Origin of the sequence: Sedimentitalea todarodis (assembly GCF_032595355.1) — a bacterium.
GTDB lineage: Bacteria > Pseudomonadota > Alphaproteobacteria > Rhodobacterales > Rhodobacteraceae > Sedimentitalea > Sedimentitalea todarodis.
In genome coordinates, this window is the sequence record NZ_JASMWN010000018.1 from 50,914 (window position 1) to 69,191 (window position 18,278).

Here is an 18,278-nt window from a genome sequence, read left to right on the forward strand (position 1 = left end):
ACTGCGCCGTCAAAACGCGACCACGGCGGAACCGCCGAGGCCGGGAACACCGATGGGATTGCCACCCTCTCCGGAGTCTTCGAACAGAACCGCTCCGACCGAGACACCGCTGAAGCGTCCGCCGCGGTAGTCGAAGAAGCCATAGCCGAGCACCAATGGCCGGATCGACGGATCCGCCGGTGGATTAATGAAGTCCCGCGCCGCCGGTGGCAGAGGCGCCGGATCGGTAACATCAGGGAAGGGAATGAGCGGGCCCAGTCCGATCAGATGTGCCTGCCCTGAAAAACCCTCTGCCGATGACGCGCTGAAGCTGCCAAAGGCATAGGTCGTGGGGATGGGCAGCGGAGTCGGGAAAATCAGCCCCTGCGCACCGCCTGTGAAGCTGTATTCACCCGTGCTCTCGATCGAACCTTCGACATTGAGACGCAACTGCGGATACCCGAAGAGCCGAAGCTGACCGGTCGCTTCCAGATCCACGCCACCTTCGCGCAACTGCCCCGAGCCATCGAGATTAAGGCGCGCGATGTTACCGATGGTGCCGATTTCCGCGTTGAAACCGAACTGGCCACGGGGTCTGAGGGTAAAATCACCCGAATAGGTGCCAAGCGTGAGTCCGGGCACCTGCACGGACCCGAAAAACCGACCCTGCCCCGTTGCATTTCGGGCAAACAGATACGGGTCAATCGAAGGGCTGTCGGGCGTCGGTGCGGTAAATGTGCCAGTCGCGTGCAACGAGGCCCACACACCGGATCCGACGGTGCCCACCAGTCCAAAGGCCTCGGTACTGGCGGTGATCGTTCCTGCCTGCGCATCCGAAGAGATGACCGCCGACGCTTCGGCGCGCACCGGAGTGCCGCTGTCACCGTCACTGTCCGCATCCTCGGTCCGCCGTTGCGGCAACTCGTCCGGCGAAGGCACATCCATCGGCAGCGACGGCGGCATCGGCGCGAGGCTGAGCGAGCTTGAGAACTGCAGCCGGGGGCCGGGCCGGGGCGGCAGGAACATCGGGAAACCACCCGGTGTGGTCCCGACCCCGCCCGAGACATCGATGCGGATGTTCCTGAGCCGCAGCGGCCCGACATCGACCTCATCATCAGGGTCCGTACCCTGCCTGTCGCTCATCCGCATCGGATTGTTGCGGGCGTATCGGTAAAGGTTGGGGCCATCCACAAGTCCCGCGGGATCGCTGGCCGTCCACCGGCCCAGCCACGGCGCATAGTATCGCGCACCCATGTGGTAGAGACCGGTGATGTCATCCTGTTCGGCTGCGACATAGCGATAGGTCTTGCGTTGCGTCTCGGTCGCATCGCGCCCCGCCTGATAGGACGTCGCACCAAAAGGGTAGTACTCCTCGTAGGAAATCACCGCCCCGAACCCGTCAAGCTCCAGCGCCGCCGAGCCGATATGATCGTGATACTGCAGGCGCATCAGCGTCACCCCGACACCCGCCGGCGCGGCCGCGTCGGTCGTTGCCGTTTCGGCCAATGCAAAGCGACTTTCGCCGTCCATCAGGTGCACCGTCTCGCGCTCGATCTCGAGCCGGGTCCCGGTGCGACGTCGAAAAAGCTCGAACCCGCCAAGATAGAGGCGGTCTTCGCGAACCGAGCCACGAATCTCGGTCTTGCGGACCCGTGTGCCGTCCGCGTCATAGGTATAGCGGGCTTCGGCCGTGCCACGCACCACCCGGCGCAGGCGATCATTCTGGTCCCATTCGGTGATGTCGAGATGGGGCAGCGCCATGTTGCCATGGCTGTCATGGGCAAAACTCTCGATGATCCCCCCGGCGGCGGTCCCGGTCAACTGGTTCGATCCGGCGGCATAGGTTACGGTCTGACGCCACTGCTCGGCAAAGGCACCGACGCCGGCGCGATGCACGATCTCCAAGAGGTTGCCCGCCGCATCGTAATCAAAGTCCTGCACATAGGACCGCATCGCATTGCCGTCACCGGGATGCGCGAGACCGCTTCGCGTGGGGTCCTCCGGCCCCGGAGGGCGGTTCAGCCCCACATGCTCGCGGCCCGACGCCTGAGCGAGGCGATAAAGCGGCGTGTATCGGAACCGCCTTTGCGAATCCACGACCGCACCGGCAAAATAGACGTCCTCCTGCGCAAGATCGCGAATTTCGGTGATGTTGCCGACGGGATCATAGGTATATCCCAGATCCTGCAGGGGCGTCGTACCGCGCACAGTCAACAGACGCGTCAGGCGGAAAGTGTCCGGATCGAAACTCTGCTCGGTCCGCGTCCCGTTGGCATAGTCGACCGCCGTGCGCCTGCCGTGCGCGTCATAGTCGATGTTGGTGATCTGCGGTTGGCTTGGTTCGCCGCGCACAGCAAGGTCGATCCGGTCGAGCGCCTGCGCCGCATTGTAGCCGGGTGTGACCACCGAGGCGATCATTGTGGCACTGGCGGGAGTGCTGATCCGGACAGGGCGCGACAGCGCGTCATAGGCGGTTTCGCTTACGAATGATTCTGTTTCCAGCAGTGTTTCGGGATCGGGCCGGTCATAGTCGGTGACACCGATGGTCGCAGACACAAGCCGGCGCGCCATGCGGGTCAGGTTGCCGTTGAAATCGAATGCCTCGTGGGTCAGCAGCCCGGCTTGGTCAAAGCGGCGGAAGAGCCGCGTACGGAGGTTGCGCGCCACGGCATCGGCGGGAGCATCCGGGCCGTCCCCATGCTCCAGTCGCGAGACCAGGGCCTCTGCGCCACCGTTGACGCTGAGCCAGCTTCGCACCGGCCGGTCAAGCGCGTCATACTCGGTCCGGGTCCTGTGACCGCGGCTGTCCCAACCCAGACGCACCCGGCCCAGAACATCAGGAAACAGCCGTCGTGCACCGCTGTCGGGACCGTCTTGGGCAATACGTTCGCCGGTAATCGAAAACGCATAACGCATGATCGAATTGCCGCGCGCGTCGATGACTTCGCGGCTGCGCGCCGCGATGTCGATGACGGTGTGCACAGTCTGCGTCGTGCCGCCACCGGGGTCGGTTTCCGTCGCCACCGAACGGCCCAGCGAGTCGAAATGCTCGCGCGTTGGCGTATCCGCGTGGGCGGCGGCGAGCCAGGCGGCACGGGTTTGCGCAAGCACCGGTTCGGGATCGAGATCCGGGTCGGGCGCGCCGCGCGTCGCGTACCAGTCACTGTCCAGCACCGTGTCGTTGCGATCATGGCGCACCACGAGCCACGGCGTAAAGCTGACCCGCTCGAAGGTACCATCGGGATAGTCCGTCCGGATCTCGCGGCCCAGGGCATCGTATTGCCTGAGTGCGGTCACGCCGACTTCGACCAAATCCAGTTCGGACTCGTAGTCCGGGCCGGGCGAGAAATAAGGCTCGTAGGCCTTGACCGGATTGCCCTTGTTGTTCTGCACGATACGGCCCGAGGCGATCCAACGCAGCGCGGGGGTCGTGTCGATTTCGACAACGCCGCCGGGGGTGCGCAGCCGGGCAAGCCCCGGTTCGGCCTCGCGCTTGGCCATCTGCACCCCGCCTGCCCCGTTGGTGTATTCGATGCTGACCCGCATCGCGCTGTCGGGGCCATGTCGCTCTCTGGTTTCGGTCCGCACGAAATTGGGGCGGCCCGTCGCGGCAAACACCCCAAGGTCATGACTGTGGCGCACGGTCGGGTCGGCCAGCGTATCGCCCTCGGCCCCCTTGCCAAGCCGCGCGGTGGCGGTGACGAAACCCAGCTCGTCGGTACGGATCTGTGTGTGGTTGAGATTGGGTGAGATCTTTTCGACGGGCGACAAGGTGCGCGGATCGTTGATGAATTGCGAGACATTGCCGACAAAGTCCATGCGGCGTTCAACCATCAGGGCGTCCGGGTCACGGGTCAGGCTGGCCACATCTCCAAACGGGGATTCGACCGAGGCCGGTTGAAAGAACGGGCCATAGCGGACGACCGACGTCGGACGCCACCATTCTTCGCCAATGCTCTGGTAACCGGCAGCCGTCATTGTCGCCGCGTCGACATCGGTGCCATAGACTTCACTCAGCAAACCCGGCGTAAAGGCCAGTGCGAGACTCCGGCGGGCGAGCACACGGGCCGCGATGGTGCCAAAGGGCAATGCGACGGTCCCGGTATCATCCCAGAACTCGGTGCGCATGGCTGAAATCAGACGACGTTCGGGAGCGCCCGACAGCGAGGTTTCATACGGGATTTCCGCAGCCCCGTTGATGGCCGCATCAAGCGCAATCAAATCGAAAAGCGCGCCCGCAGGCGCCATGCCCGCGATCTCGAAACTCCGTTCCTCAACTGCGACGGGAAGCCGATAGGCGGTATCGGTGTCGATTTCATTGGAATAGCCTGTGTTCTGGCTGGTGATGCGCAGCCGCGCCTGCTCCGCCCGGGTCTGCGCAGGGACAGCGGGATCGGCAGCGGCGCGCGGATAGACCACGTTCGCGGTGCGCACCGGATTGCCATAGGCATCCTCGGCCAGCGTGAGGGTATGCGACAGGCGTGGCTCGGACAGGCCCTGTTCCACATGCAGCGTCAAGGTCTCGATTGCCGTCGAAAACACCACCGAAGGCACGTTGCCCGCCCGAGCCTGCACGTGGGTCACCCGGTGGCGGGTATTGGCAATCGTCAGCGGGATTGCAGCACGCGGCGTCCCGTCCTCGGCATAGACCTCTTCGCGCAGTGTCTTGCCCTTCAAGGCTCGCGCGGTTTCGCGCGCGTCTTCAGCGTCGAGGGTCGGCGACAGATCAATCGGCGGCAGAATTGGTTCGGGGTGGGCGGGATCGCGGAAGAACTCGGCCCGCAAGCCCAGCGGCAGGTGGCGCGCATCCGGTCCTCCCCCCGTATGATACCACGTACGGGTCAGGACCGGAGCCTGATCCAAAGGATCGGGCAGGGTTCCTCCGTCGGTGGCGCTGAAATGGCTGGCCGTCTCGGAGTCGCGCCGGTCCACCCGCGCAAAACCGCGAAACTCCCGATCTACGGTATCGTAGTGACCGTGATGATATGAAAACGTCTCGACCCGCGCGGTTTCGGCCACCAGATCGCGGGTTTGCAGCCGCGAAACCAGGTGGACCGGGAAGGGCAACTTTGTCAGCCAGGGACGCCCCTCGGCACGGTCAGCAAGATAAAACGCCGTAGAGTGGCGATACTCGACCGTGACCTCGGCCCCTGATCCGTTGCTGTATCCCGTCATCAGATGCGGCTTGCGCCCGGCCATCAGATCAATCACGCGCAACGGTGCCCCGGCATCCGCAGGCAGGCCCGACGACCAGACAAGACAGGTCGTCCCCTGCCCATAGATATCCGCCGTTTCGATGCGGGCGTCGGCATGATGGGGCAGGCCCGCGATCTGGATCGGAGCCTCTATCCAGCCATTGCCCCAGAGGTTGCGCCAGATCCGGGCGCGGCTGGTCAAATAGATCAGGTCCGAAGGGCCGGTGCCGTCGATATCGGCAAGCCTGAGACGCGATGGGTCGAACTGGTCGGGCGCGTCCAACAGAGGCGCATCCGCCATCTCCACCCGCAATCCGAACCGTCCGTAGCCGCGATTGGGCCAGTAGCAGATCGCCCCATTGCGCACCCGAACGATGTCGTTGAGCCCGTCACCGGTCATGTCGGCCAGCAGCACTGATTGCTCGGGATCTGAAAAGACCACCCGCGGATTACGCACCTCGTCATCCAGAAGGTCCACTACACGCGCCGGGGCGTGGCCTTCCACGCCCCGGCTCTCATACCAGACGAGGCGCTCCCCCTCTGTGATGAGCAGATCAGGCTGCCCGTCACCGGTCAGATCGACGGCGCGTGCATCAGGTGTATCCGCAGATCTGTTCACGGATTTCGGGATGGTGACAAACGCGCTCCAGGTTTCGTCCTGTTCCAGCGTGTAGTGTCCGCGCGGGCCAGTATCGCGGCTTGCAAGTCGCTGGCGGCCGTCGCCACCGAGATCGACCAGGTTGCTGGCCCCTGTCGCCAACGCGGGCAAGGGGTCGAGATGTTCCTGTGGCCCGAACACCCCGCCACCCCGATTGCGCGCGTAATGCCACGTGGTGTCCAGACGCGTCAGCATCCCGGGCAATCCCTCGGCGTAGAGATCGATGAACAGCCGTGCGTCGTCTGCAAGCCCCGCGCGCAGACCGGCGATGTCACGGCTGCCCAACCCGCGCACGTCCGCCTGCCACGCATGATCTGCATAGTCGAACGACAGCGATGGCATCGCGCGCGCCGTATAGCCCGTGCCACCGCGGATGTAGCCGCGCGTCGTGGCCCGGGTCAGCTGCGACAGACCGGACGCATCCTCGTAGTCGAGATCGACCGAGCGCACCAGTTCGGGCGCATCGAAGGCGTGAAACAGCATCACCCGCCGGCATCGGCGATAGGTCCGGATATCAAAGCCGCTTCGGAATGCCGAGAACCGGTCTGAACGCACATCCCATGTGCCGTCATCACCGGGTTGCGGATCAGCGCCATAGCCAAGCTGCCCGCCCCCCAGAGCAACAAGAGGCGCATCGTCATGTTCGCCATAGTCGAACACGGTCTGAAAGCGGAACTCCTCGTCTCCCGGCAAGGGATCAGCCGGCGTGTACGGCGTGCGGTTACCATAGAGAATGCGCTTGGGGTAAATCTGAGCGGCAGGCGCCGCACCGCTCAGGCGGTGGAAATCGGCAGGCGTCTCGGCGATGCCAACGCCATCCTCGGCCTTGTATTCATAGAGTGTCAGGTTGCCGCGATCATCATAGCGCCGTTCACACATCCAGCGAAAGATGTGGGCAGGCGCCTCGGGATCGGCCAGCCGAGCTGCCGCGCCGGCACCATAAACCGATGTGATATTGTCGCGTGTCTTGACGCGCCAATGAAGAACTCCGTTCGCAAGGTTTTCCCAACGCTCGATCCGCGAAAACGACCCCTCAATGCGCGGCCGGTAACGCCGCACCCGATGGCTCTGACTGGCCCCGTCGTCAAGCGTTGTCTCGATCAAGGCGCCGGATCCATCGCGCGCAGGGACCAGATCCTCAAGCCCCGCGATCACATATGTGTCGCTGTCCTCTGCATCGCGATACTGCGGCAATCCGCGATCGGTCCGGCGCGAGACCGAAGGGATATCGACGCTCCATCCCAGGCCGAAGGGACCATTGCCAGCCGCGGAGCAATAGGACAGCGTCAGCGCAGGTTCGCCACCGCGCGCTGGCGACACCGGTAAAGGCACCGAAAAGGTTGCGGTCCCGTTGGCACCGTTGACCGCGAACCGCTCGTCAAGACCACGGATCGCGCCGCCGCCTTCGGGAAGTGTCGTTTCCGGCAGGGTGAAGCGGGACGCCCCGGTGCTGGTGCCGGTGCTGGTGCCGGCGCTGGCATCCATCGGGCTGGCGTCCATCGGGCTGGACACAGGGCGGGTCTCGGACACGGTTCCAATCCTTCCTGGATCGCAGCGGGAGAAATCGGGATCCCACTATCCTGCTGTGGCGGGATCAATGCACAACGCCGTATCCGGCGGCCCACCATGCCCGTGTTCGGCGGAACAGGTCCGTCCAGCGGCTTGAAAAAACACAACACGTGGATCATTGCTGGCGGACGTGTCGCAGGATACCACAAATCGCCTCGAAGCAGAACCGAAAGCCAGGATTGCGACTCCTTGCTCAGATGCGCTTCAGCGCTGTGCAGCACCGCGTGACCAGAATTTGCGACCTGCCACTACTTGATCATGCCCCGGCTTTGGACAGTGAACTCTCCAGCGCCGGCAAACCGGTGCGGCCTTGAGTGCATCCGCTTCCTAGCGAAACCGAGCGACTAGATCGGACTGGCACTTGCGATGGCAGCAACAAGCACGCGGTGGGCACTGTCATACAGGAAAGGCGTGACTTGGTGGCCTTGCGTCTACTCCACCCGGGCGGGCGTTCCGTAAAGAACGGTATCGTTCATGTATCAGGTCCGTCTGCGGGTGTAAGAAGCAGATCTGGCAGCATGTCGTCAACGCCACTTCCAAGCGCGTCGACCGCAGCGGAAATCGCCGAACTTCGCCGGGCCCCGATCACCGGGGTCGTCCAGGCATGGAATTTCTCGCGCAGCTCTTGCAGCGATGCCCGGGCTTCGGGATCACCGCGGGCCTCGGTAGGCTGAGATGTCAGCCGTCGGCCATCTTTCAGCACCAGCGAAACATGAGCGATCCGGTTGGCCGGGAACGCGGTGTTGTAGGTATCGCTCTCGGTCACGATCATGCCTTCTGACAGGCGCAGGATCTCGGGGTCGGTCAACGCTCCGGCAGCGACATCTTCGGGCCCGACATCTCCCCGAACCATGGCCACTGCCGTGGGGAAAGAAGTGGAATACTGTGCTTCTTCGGTCGAGCATGGACGACGAACGGCCAGTCGAAGCGATTGGTGAAAGGTGGTAACCTCGATGCGCTCGACCTGATCGGAGGTCAGATTGTGCTCGGCCCGCAAATCCAGAACGGCACGCAGCGGGGGTTGTGCCCAACGGCAAACCGGGTGGGGTTTGAAGTATTGCTCGAAGATGCGCCAGTTTTCGCCGAGATCAGACCAGAGGTCGGAAACCTCCTCGCCTTCGACGGTGATCGCGGGTGCCCCGGTGAACCCATCCGCCGCAAGATAGGCTGCCGATACACCTGTCATGGCCCCCCAACCGGATCCGTCCTTGACCATGGTGGGATGATCGATACAGCGCATCATCTGGCTGCGCGGGCCGTGATACTCGGCGATGCCAATGGCCTCGCGGCTCTGGTTCCTGTCCAGTCCCAGCGTCCGAGCACCAAGTGCTGCGCAGGCCACTGCGGTCCAGGCCCCGGACGTGTGGTAGTCCGATGCGGTACGATGCAACGCAATGCCGGCTCGGGTGCCGATTTCGTAGCCGATCGCAAGCGCGGTCAGAAACTCGGCACCATCGGTCCGGCGTTCTGCCTCCGACATGGCGAGCAACGCGGGCAATATCCCGCATCCTACATGACCCTTGGTGAGCTTGTGGCCGTCATGACCATCAAGAGCGTCGATTGTCATGCCCCCTGCAAGGGCCGCACCTGCCGGGCTGACGGGGCGACCGTCAAACAGCATGCGGGCCGGTCTCGCACCGGCTCCGAAATGCGCGGCGGCGTGATCCCGGATCACCCGCGACAAGTCGGTCCTGCTGCCGCCGGCTGCGACGCCGATCAGGTCGAGCAGCCAGCGCCGTGCAAAGGCCCGGACATCCTCGGGCAGATCATCATACCTGGTGTCATGAAGGAAATCCGAAAACCTGGTGCCCATTGTTCTGGCCTCTGCGCAGGTGAAATTGAAGTCAGCGACCGGTGAACTCTGCGTCGCGTTTTTCAAGCAGTGACGCGACGGCTTCCTCGTGGTCTCTGGTCTGGTGGCAGGCCCCCTGATAGGCGGCGGCAAGTTCCAGAACCGTGTCCAGCCGGTTGTTCAGCCCCTCGCGCATCAGCCGCTTGGCCATGCGCAGGTGGCGAGGTGGGTTCTTTGCGATCCGCGATGCCAGATCGCGCGCCTCGTTCAGCAATTCATCCGGTTCGACCACTTTGGACACCAGCCCCCATGACAGTGCCGTCTCGGCATCAACGGGTTCGGCGGTAAAGGTCATCTCGGCCGCACGCGACAGCCCGATCTGGCGGGGCAGCAGCCAGGCGCCGCCATCACCGGAAATCAGACCGACGCGAACAAAATTCTCGGCAAATGTTGCACGGGTCGAGGCGATGCGGATATCGCACATACAGGTGGTGTCGCAGCCAGCCCCGTAGGACGGCCCGTTGACCGCTGCGATCAGCGGCACTTCGCATTCCCACATCGCCTTGGCGACCCGTTGGATCCCGTTGCGATATCCGTCCTTGGCATCGATGGCATCGCCGCCAAAGATCGAAGTTTTCTCTTGCATGTGCTTGAGGTTGCCGCCCGATGAAAACGCCTTGCCCGCCCCGGTGACAATGGCGCAGCGAACCGAAGCGTCGTTGTTGATCCTGTGCATCGCGTCGACAATGGCGGCGCAAAGGTCCATGTCGGTCAAGGCGTTGCGTGTTTCGGGCATGTTGAACGTAATCGTGACGACATGTCCGTCCTGATCATAGAGAAGTTTCTCGGTCATTGTGCAGTTCCCGTGGTTGTGACGGCAGCGGAAAGTCCGCGCTTTGGTCCCTTGCCGCTTGGATTGAGTGGCCATTCATTCCCGAAGGTATAGGCTATTGAATGCCTGTATGGTGCAACATCGTCGCCGGACCTGCAAAGGATGGCATGGTGTGTCGCAGCCGTCGATGCGTTCCGGGAGTTTCTGACCGGCGGCTGGGGATGCAGACCCTGCCCTCCCCTCATTGTGGCGGCCTTGTTTCCCGCATAGTCTGGCGCAAATCATGACACGCTCAGCAGTCAGGTAGTGCACAATTGGCCCGTTTCCTTTCCAACGCAAGGCGCCCGGTTCACCTCGGTCGGTTTCCGCTTGAGACGCTGAAACGGACGCCGGACCTGCCCGATCTTTCGGGTGTTCCGGCAACGCGGCAACTGTCATTTGATCGCAAAGACGATCCGGAATCGATTGTGAATGCGATGCGGGATCATCAGGCGGTGATGGATGCGATCCGTGGCGGTTTTGTCAACACGAGCAAGTCCACCTGCCCCGATGATCCGCTTGAACGGGCCAATCATATCAAGGCCTTTTGCCATTTTGCCGACGCCGCCATGGTCGGGGTTGCCCGGCTGCCCGCGCAGTCACTTCTGGAGCAGCCCTTTCGCAATTCCGATATTGACCGGCTTGCGCACACGCTGAAGACGCAACAGACGAAAACGCTGGCTTCCGGCATTGACATGGTGATGGCCGATCTGCGCGAGTCGATGGAGGCCCCGTCAAAATCGATTGCCGCCCACAGCCATGCTTTGGTGATCCTGATCGAACACCAGCGCGACCCGCGTGATGATGAACGTGGCGCGGACTGGATCCGGAACGCGCAGGACCATCGGGGCTGTCTCCTCGCATCGGAAATCGCGATCGTGCTGGCCAATTACATCCGGCTTCTGGGCTGGGACGCACAGGCCCACACCCAAAGCACATCGGATGTTTGCCTAAACCAGTTGGCCGTCGCTTCCGGACTGGCCGCTATGCAGGATGGCGCGTTGGTGAACCCGTTCGTCGGATCCCGGTTCACCATCGCCGTCGTGACCACAGAATTTGAAATGCAGACCGATCTGCCCCTTGCACCCTCGAGCGGCGACAAACCGTTGATAAAGCGCTCTGCGCTGGCAGAGAACCCGTTTGAAAATCGTGATTTTGCCGAGGGCGGCCACCCGTTCGAAACGCTGCGACGGGTCGCAAAACCTACGACCTACATCGACGAAGATCGTGTTGCACGCGTTCCAAAGCGGGCCGACATGTTCGCACGCGCGCAATTCGGCGAAATGGGCAAACGCCTTCAGGACAGCGCCAAGGGCGGGCATTACGTGCGCAAGGCCGCCCCGTCCTTTGCGCAACGCCGCCTGCTGGGCGCGTTCACCCTGTTGCAGGATGGCGAGCCTGCGCCCGATCGGCAAACAAGTGATCCGCAACGCAACGCCGACAACCTCAAGACGGTCAGCTATTTTTTGGGCGCGGATGCGGTGGGGCTTTCGGCCTGCCCGGATTGGACTTGGTATTCCCATGACGCCCTCGGCGCGCCGATCGTGCCCGAGCATGATCAGGCCGTTTCGATGATTATCGATCAGGGCTTTGAAACCATGGAAGGGGCCAGCGGCGATGACTGGATCGCGGTCAGCCAATCGATGCGGGCCTATCTGCGGTTCTCGCTGATCGGCGGTGTGATCGCCAAGCAACTGCGCAATCTGGGCTACAAGGCCAAGGCGCATACGGTGATGGATGGCGAAGTGTTGCAACCGCCCCTGTTGCTGCTTGCCGGGTTGGGAGAGGTGAGCCGCATTGGCGAGGTCATCCTGAACCCGTTCCTCGGCCCGCGCCTGAAATCCGGTGCCGTCACTACCGACATGCCGATGGCCCATGATCAGCCCATTGATTTCGGCCTGCAGAAATTCTGCGAATCCTGCAACAAATGCGCTCGTGAATGTCCGTCCGGCGCGATCACCGCCGGGCCGAAGCTGATGTTCAATGGCTACGAAATCTGGAAATCCGACAGCCAGAAATGCACCACCTACCGGGTCACCCAGCCGGGCGGGGCGATGTGCGGTCGCTGCATGAAAACCTGCCCGTGGAACCTTGAGGGGTTGTTCATCGAAAAGCCGTTTCGCTGGGCAGCGATGAACATGCCATCGGCGGCCCCTCTGCTGGCGTGGCTGGATGATGCACTTGACAAGGGCACCATCAATCCTGTCAAGAAATGGTGGTGGGATCTGGAACTGGGCGAGGACGGCGGCTATCACCCAACTCCAACACCGGTCAATCATCGCGAGTTGCAAAAGGATCTGGACCTCAAATACGAGGATCAGACGTTGGCGGTCTATCCCGCCAATCTGGCCCCCCACCCTTATGCCTATCCGTTCCCGATGAACCGCGACCAGGGCATCGAAGCCTATCAGGCGATGATCACCGCCGAGGCGTATCAAAAACGGCTCGAGGCCGGTCAGACCGAGGGGCTGGCCCATGAATACAAGGCCGATGTCACCAGCCCGGTCCTGCATGTCGAAATAACTTTGGCGCAGGAAATGGCATCGGGCATCACCAAATACGAACTGCGGTCCCTCGATGGGGGCGAACTGCCGGAATGGACTGCGGGTGCTCATATCGACATCGTGGTGGCTCCGGAATTTCTGCGCCAATACTCACTGTCGGGCGACCCGGCGGATCGGTCACGCTATCAGATCGCCGTGTTGCGCGAGGACGAAGGACGCGGCGGATCGCGGCTGCTGCATCGGATATTCCGGGAAGGGCGCAGGATCTTCATCTCGCGTCCCATCAATCATTTCCCAATCGCACAGCCTGCGAGTCGTCACCTTCTGATGGGCGGCGGCATCGGCATCACACCGATGATCGCAATGGCCCATGAATTGCACGCCAAGGGGGCGGAGTTCGAGCTGCACTATTCGATCCCATCACGTGCAAGGGCCGGGTTCCTGTCTGATCTGGCGGGATTCCCCTGGAGCGAACGGGTGCGCCTGCATGTCTCGGACGAAGGCAGCCGCGCCGATTTTGATCACCTGATCGGCACCTATCAGACCGGCTCGCAGTTCTATGCTTGTGGCGCCGACCGCTATATGCAAGCGGTCATGACGCGTGCGGAACAGGCCGGGTTCCCGGACGAGGCCCGACATCTTGAGTATTTCTCGGTTCCTGAAGTACCGGACTATGTGAACCACCCATTCCGCGTCCATCTTGCCCAATCGGGGCGCGATCTGGATATCCCCGCCGATCAGAGCATTGCCGATGTGCTTCAGGCCAGCGGGTTTGCAATAGATATCAAGTGTTCCGATGGGATTTGCGGAGTCTGCAAATGCGGTCTTCTGGCGGGTGAGGTGGAGCATCGCGACCTCGTTCTGTCAGGCAAGCAGCGCGAGACATCCATCATCACCTGCCAGTCACGTGCAGTGCGGGCCGGCGGCACGGTCATACTGGATCTTTAGACCGCGCGGATGCCGGTGACGCCACAAACGTATTTACAAAACTAGAAATGTAGTTATATTGGCGGAATGATGACACATACCTCAGTTGCAAACTCGCTCGCCGCTCTGGGCCATGAAGCCCGGCTCGCAATCTTTCGTCTGTTGGTCCGGGCCGGGCATGACGGGCTGAACGTCGGGGATATCGCGCAGGAACTGAACATGCCCGCGTCAACCCTTGCGCACCACCTCAAGTCGTTGGTTGACGCAGGATTGGTCGTGCAGGAACGCGTGGGTCGGCAAATCGTCAACCGGGTCGACTATGACGCGATGCAACAAACCGTTTCGTTCCTCACCGCGGAATGTTGCGTGGGTGTGAAACTGACAACAGATGATGCCGCCTGATACATGGCCACGGTTTTTTCCGGCCAATTACAACTATTTTTCTAGGAGAATAGATATGAATACGCTAGCGCAGAACACCCGGCATTGGTCCGTAGAATTGGCCCTCAAAATCTGGACAAAGGAACGGGTTTGGCTGGTCTCATTGGCCATACTGATCGTGTTGTTCCTCTTTGCCCCTGATCAGGGTGTGGAAAGCGCGAAATTCACCGCGACCAACCTGCGCGATGTCGCACCGTTCCTCGTGTTGTCGATCGGGATCGCGGCCTATGCGGGGGCGACTGGCGCGGATGGCCTGATTGCGCGGGCCTTTACCGGTTCCCCTGCGGTCATGATCCTGATCGCTGCCCTGGCCGGCGGCCTGTCTCCCTTCTGTTCCTGCGGAGTCATCCCTTTGATCGCCGCATTGCTGGCCATGGGCGTACCGTTATCGGCGGTGATGGCGTTCTGGTTGGCCTCGCCTGTCATGGACCCTTCGATGTTCGTTCTGACCACCGGCGTGCTCGGGGTCGAGTTTGCCATCGCCAAGACGATTGCGGCCGTCAGCCTCGGTGTCTTTGGCGGGACCGTTGTGCATCTGCTGGCGAAATCGGGCGGATTGACCGATCCACTGCGCGAAGATGTTGGCAACGGTGGATGTGGCGGCGCCAAGGTTCGCACGGCACAGCCAGTTGTCTGGACGTTCTGGCGCGACAGCGCGCGGGTCACGAAATTCGTCAGGGAAGGCATCAAGACGACGCTGTTCCTGGCCAAGTGGCTGACCCTCGCCTTTGTCCTGGAAAGCCTGATGCTGGCATGGTTGCCTGCGGATCTTGTCGCCAGCACTCTGGGCGGCGCCGGATTGGCCCCGATCGGCATTGCAACGCTTGTCGGCGTTCCGGCCTACCTCAACGGGTATGCAGCGCTCCCTTTGGTCGGCGGGCTGATGGGACAGGGCATGGCACCCGGCGCCGGGCTGGCGTTTCTTGTCGCGGGGGGCGTGACCTCCCTGCCTGCGGCGGTGGCGGTCTGGGCGCTGGTCAAGCGGCCGGTGTTCCTGTTGTATCTCGGCATCGCACTATCGGGGTCTTTCGCGGCCGGGTTGGCGTTTCAACTCTGGGTCACGCTCTGAGCGACCGGCCGGCGTCCGATACCAACACAGGACAAACCTGCCGAATGACTGAATCGTGCGGTTTCAACCGGACCGTTGTGCGTGCAGGCAAATGAAACCGACGGTCCGGCGGCAGACAAGTCAGGCACGAGGCGGTGCGAGGGATCCTCTGAGACGGACATCCGCTTCGAGTTCGATGGCCTCGCCGATACATTTTTTTTCAACAAGGCCTATCAGCATGCTGGCCGACCTGGTGCCCATGTCGCGATGCGGTACATGCACGGTTGTCAATGCTGGCTCTACAATCGTCGCCAATTCAATATCGTCAAATCCGGTGACGGAAACATCCCCTGGAACATCAAGTCCAAGGGCGCGCGCCTGCTTGATCGCACCAACCGCCAATACGTCGTTTCCACAGATCACGGCTGTTGGCGGTACCGGAGCCGCCAACAGTTGGTCGAACGCCTGAGCCCCGGCGTCGATACTGTAGGTGGTTTCAATAATCGGCAATTCTGCCGGGTCCAGCCCGGCAGAATTCATGGCGTCGCGTATGCCATGAACCCGCAAGCTGGCGCGGTCATTTGTTTTCATTGCCGCAGAGATAACGGCCATGCGCCGATGCCCCATTTCGATAACCTTTTCTGCCAGAGCACGCATTGATTTGCGGTTGTCGAACCCGATCGATGGCAGGGATTTGGTGCAGTCGTGGCTCCAGGCGACAAGCGCGGGAACATCCTGGGTTTCCAGGAACCGGTAGATTGCAGGATCGCGCTCGTGGCCAATCAGCAAGAGCCCGTCGGCTCCGCGTGATACCATCGAACGAATTTGCTCTTCCTCGATATCCGCCCGGTAGGACGAACTTGCCACCAGAAGCGTATAGCCGTGCCGGCGCAACTCCTCCTGAAAGGCCTGCAAACCGCGCGCGAAGATGGCGTTTTCCATGGTTGGGATGATTGCGCCGATCGTATTGGTGCGGTTGACCGCCATCACCCGGGCACCAAAATTCGGGGAATAGGCCAACTTCCGGACCGCGCTCATGACCGTCTCGCGGGTCTTGGCGGTCACCTGATCCGGAAAGTTCAGACAGCGCGAGACCGTCGCAGTCGAAACACCTGCTTGCCGTGCGACATCGTTCAAGGTGGGCGCTTTGCGCTTAACAGACATTGTTTTTCAATTCGTAGTAACGGCTTACCCAATGGATCAGTTATCCTAGAATTATGCCGAGTTTCGGGCAGAATGTAAACGCTTGCAAAGTTATGATGTAAGCGCTTACATTGCAGGTGGAACTGATTCCTATTGGAGCCGCTCACATGTTTCTTTTCGCATCTCTGCTGGCTTTTGTTGTTTTCGCAACAAACGTCGCCCTGGGAGCCTTTTCAGGAAACGCCTTTCTGAACGATGTGGGTGAAATGCTGGTTCTTCTTGCCGCTTCGGTCTTGTTCGTCGTGGCAATTCTAAAAAAGGAAGCTGACCGAAAAAGCGAAAACGGCAGCTGAACGTCCAGGGGAGGACAACAATTGACAACCGAACAGAACGAACTGAAATCGACCGAACGTCGGAATTTCCTGAAACTGGCGGCAGGTAGTGGATTTACTGCGGCGCTGGTTGCGGGCGCGGCAGGCACATTGTGGTCTTCCGCGGCGGCGGCGCAGACCGCGAACGAAGAACGTGACCGCGAAAAGGCGGCTGAACACGTCATGACCGTCGCCACCGCCTATGTGCTGGGAGCCTCGCGCAGCTATCCGATCATGCAGCTGGACCTGAAAGAGAACATCCAGAATGCAACGAATGGGAAAGTATATGTCAAACTGGCCCCGGGTGGCCAGCTGGGTGCCGGTGGCTCGTTGGTTCAGAAAGTGCAAGGCGGCACGATCCAGGCGGCACAGCATTCGGTGTCGAATTTTGCGCCCTTTGCCTCGACCGTTGATCTGATCAACATGCCCTATCTGTGTGGCTCTAACCAGCGCTTCACCAACCTCGTCACGTCCGACTACTGGAATTCCGAGGTGCATCCGAAAGTCGAGGCTGCGGGTTTCAAAGCCTTGTTCTACGTCAACATCGACCCGAGGGTCGTTGCCGTGCGCAAGGGTGGAGCAGGTGCCGTTCTGTCGCCAAGTGATCTGTCGGGCGTGAAATTTCGCGTGCCGGGTTCGAAAATGTTGCAGCAGTATTACCGCATGGTTGGCGCCAACCCGACGCCCGTCGCCTGGGGGGAAACACCTTCGGCGATCAAACAGGGCGTGGCCGATGCGCTCGATCCCTCGGTCGGCGCACTCTACGTCTTTGGCTTCAAGGACATTCTCAGCCATGTGACATTCACCCAGGCGGTGCCGGACAGCCAAGTGTACTCTTGCAATCTCGAATGGTTCAACAGCATGCCTGCCGACGTGCAGGACGGTATCGTGTGGGCCTCGGAAATGACCGCACACCAGAACCTGTCGAAAGTGCCTTCGGCCCGCGCCTATGCGATGGCTGAACTGGGCAAGGCCGGCGTCGAGTTCCACTCGCTCAGCGACGAACAGCTTGATGAATGGAAAGCGGCAGGCGGCTATCAGCGTACCGAATGGGACGAGTACAAGACCGAACTTGCCGGTTCGATGGAGGCCTTCAACAAGCTTGAAGAAGCCGCCGGCACGCAGGGCAAGTACTACGTGCACGACGCTTGATACGACTGCGGGCGTCAATCGCGACGCCCGCACCTTATGCGATCAGCAAGCCACATGCCCCGGCTATCTGCCAGGTCAGGGAAACTGCGGCCAACCGACAGGGTGAGACATGGGGATTCTAAAACGCATTGACCGGGACGCCGAACGCTGGTTGCTCCTTGTATTCTACGTCATGCTGGTCATTACGATGGCGATCGAAGTGCTGCGGCGCGAGATCTTTTCATACTCGTCGATCTGGGGCGAAGAGATCGTTCGCTATTCATTCATCTACCTTGCCTGGATCGGGGCTGCGGCGGCGGTCAAAGAACGCGCCCATATCCGGATTGATGTCCTGATGCATTATCTCGGGCCTCGACCAAAGGCCCTGCTCTACATTTTCGGCGACCTGGTGATGTTTGCTGTCGCGATCGTTGCTCTCTACTGGTCGTTCGAGACCGTGCACGTTTCGGCCAAGTTTGGTTCAGTAACCGATGGCCTACGCATCTCGAAGGTCTGGTTTCTAATGGCCGTGCCTGTTGGGTTCGGTCTGATGATCTGGCGTTTGCTGCAATCATTTTTGCGCGACTTTCGCGCCTTGCGAGACGGTACGCCGGTCTTCGAAGGCGACAAGCTGTTTGATTAGGGACAC

Annotated in this window: 10 protein-coding genes; 6 read left to right on the top strand and 4 right to left on the bottom strand. The window is 61.4% G+C overall.

The window, feature by feature from the left end; all coding sequences use genetic code 11:
- Nucleotides 1–9: 9 nt before the first annotated feature.
- The 3 genes from QO231_RS19205 to QO231_RS19215 form a co-directional block, all read right to left on the bottom strand.
- Nucleotides 10–7,362, bottom strand: a complete 7,353-nt coding sequence (locus QO231_RS19205; RefSeq protein WP_316780190.1) for a SpvB/TcaC N-terminal domain-containing protein — start codon at nucleotides 7,360–7,362, stop codon at nucleotides 10–12.
- Between the two features lie 511 nt (nucleotides 7,363–7,873).
- Nucleotides 7,874–9,214 (bottom strand): MmgE/PrpD family protein, encoded by a 1,341-nt coding sequence (locus QO231_RS19210; protein WP_316780194.1) that lies wholly within the window; start codon nucleotides 9,212–9,214, stop codon nucleotides 7,874–7,876.
- A gap of 31 nt (nucleotides 9,215–9,245) precedes the next feature.
- On the bottom strand, nucleotides 9,246–10,046 hold the full coding sequence (locus QO231_RS19215) for a crotonase/enoyl-CoA hydratase family protein (protein ID WP_316780198.1): 801 nt from the start codon (nucleotides 10,044–10,046) through the stop codon (nucleotides 9,246–9,248).
- 293 nt (nucleotides 10,047–10,339) lie between these two features.
- Between QO231_RS19215 and QO231_RS19220 the strand changes: the two genes are divergently transcribed.
- The 3 genes from QO231_RS19220 to QO231_RS19230 all read left to right on the top strand — a co-directional run bounded on the left by QO231_RS19220 (nucleotide 10,340) and on the right by QO231_RS19230 (nucleotide 15,005).
- Entirely contained in the window at nucleotides 10,340–13,516 is a 3,177-nt protein-coding gene (locus QO231_RS19220; protein ID WP_316780201.1) for a 2Fe-2S iron-sulfur cluster-binding protein, read from the top strand.
- Between the two features lie 66 nt (nucleotides 13,517–13,582).
- The gene (locus tag QO231_RS19225) at nucleotides 13,583–13,897 is read left to right on the top strand and encodes an ArsR/SmtB family transcription factor (protein ID WP_316780203.1); all 315 of its coding nucleotides are present in this window, start codon (nucleotides 13,583–13,585) and stop codon (nucleotides 13,895–13,897) included.
- Between the two features lie 55 nt (nucleotides 13,898–13,952).
- Nucleotides 13,953–15,005, top strand: a complete 1,053-nt coding sequence (locus QO231_RS19230) for a permease (protein ID WP_316780206.1) — start codon at nucleotides 13,953–13,955, stop codon at nucleotides 15,003–15,005.
- Between the two features lie 120 nt (nucleotides 15,006–15,125).
- Here QO231_RS19230 and QO231_RS19235 read toward each other — a convergent pair whose 3' ends face one another.
- Nucleotides 15,126–16,148, bottom strand: coding sequence for a LacI family DNA-binding transcriptional regulator (locus QO231_RS19235; protein WP_316780209.1), 1,023 nt, complete (start codon nucleotides 16,146–16,148; stop codon nucleotides 15,126–15,128).
- A 146-nt stretch (nucleotides 16,149–16,294) separates the two neighbouring features.
- On the opposite strand from QO231_RS19235, the gene QO231_RS19240 reads away from it, so the two are divergent.
- The 3 genes from QO231_RS19240 (at nucleotide 16,295) to QO231_RS19250 (ending at nucleotide 18,272) form a co-directional block, all read left to right on the top strand.
- Complete coding sequence (locus QO231_RS19240) at nucleotides 16,295–16,480, top strand: hypothetical protein (protein ID WP_316780211.1); 186 nt, start codon at nucleotides 16,295–16,297, stop codon at nucleotides 16,478–16,480.
- A gap of 21 nt (nucleotides 16,481–16,501) precedes the next feature.
- Complete coding sequence (locus QO231_RS19245) at nucleotides 16,502–17,650, top strand: TRAP transporter substrate-binding protein (protein WP_316780213.1); 1,149 nt, start codon at nucleotides 16,502–16,504, stop codon at nucleotides 17,648–17,650.
- Between the two features lie 109 nt (nucleotides 17,651–17,759).
- The gene (locus QO231_RS19250) at nucleotides 17,760–18,272 is read left to right on the top strand and encodes a TRAP transporter small permease (RefSeq protein WP_316780216.1); all 513 of its coding nucleotides are present in this window, start codon (nucleotides 17,760–17,762) and stop codon (nucleotides 18,270–18,272) included.
- Nucleotides 18,273–18,278: the final 6 nt, after the last annotated feature.

Coding starts and splice junctions, on each gene's coding strand:
- QO231_RS19240 (WP_316780211.1), top strand. CDS start 16,295: ATGTTTCTTTTCGCATCTCTGCTGGCTTTTGTTGTTTTCGCAACAAAC.
- QO231_RS19235 (WP_316780209.1), bottom strand. CDS start 16,148: ATGTCTGTTAAGCGCAAAGCGCCCACCTTGAACGATGTCGCACGGCAA.
- QO231_RS19250 (WP_316780216.1), top strand. CDS start 17,760: ATGGGGATTCTAAAACGCATTGACCGGGACGCCGAACGCTGGTTGCTC.
- QO231_RS19225 (WP_316780203.1), top strand. CDS start 13,583: ATGATGACACATACCTCAGTTGCAAACTCGCTCGCCGCTCTGGGCCAT.
- QO231_RS19210 (WP_316780194.1), bottom strand. CDS start 9,214: ATGGGCACCAGGTTTTCGGATTTCCTTCATGACACCAGGTATGATGAT.
- QO231_RS19230 (WP_316780206.1), top strand. CDS start 13,953: ATGAATACGCTAGCGCAGAACACCCGGCATTGGTCCGTAGAATTGGCC.
- QO231_RS19215 (WP_316780198.1), bottom strand. CDS start 10,046: ATGACCGAGAAACTTCTCTATGATCAGGACGGACATGTCGTCACGATT.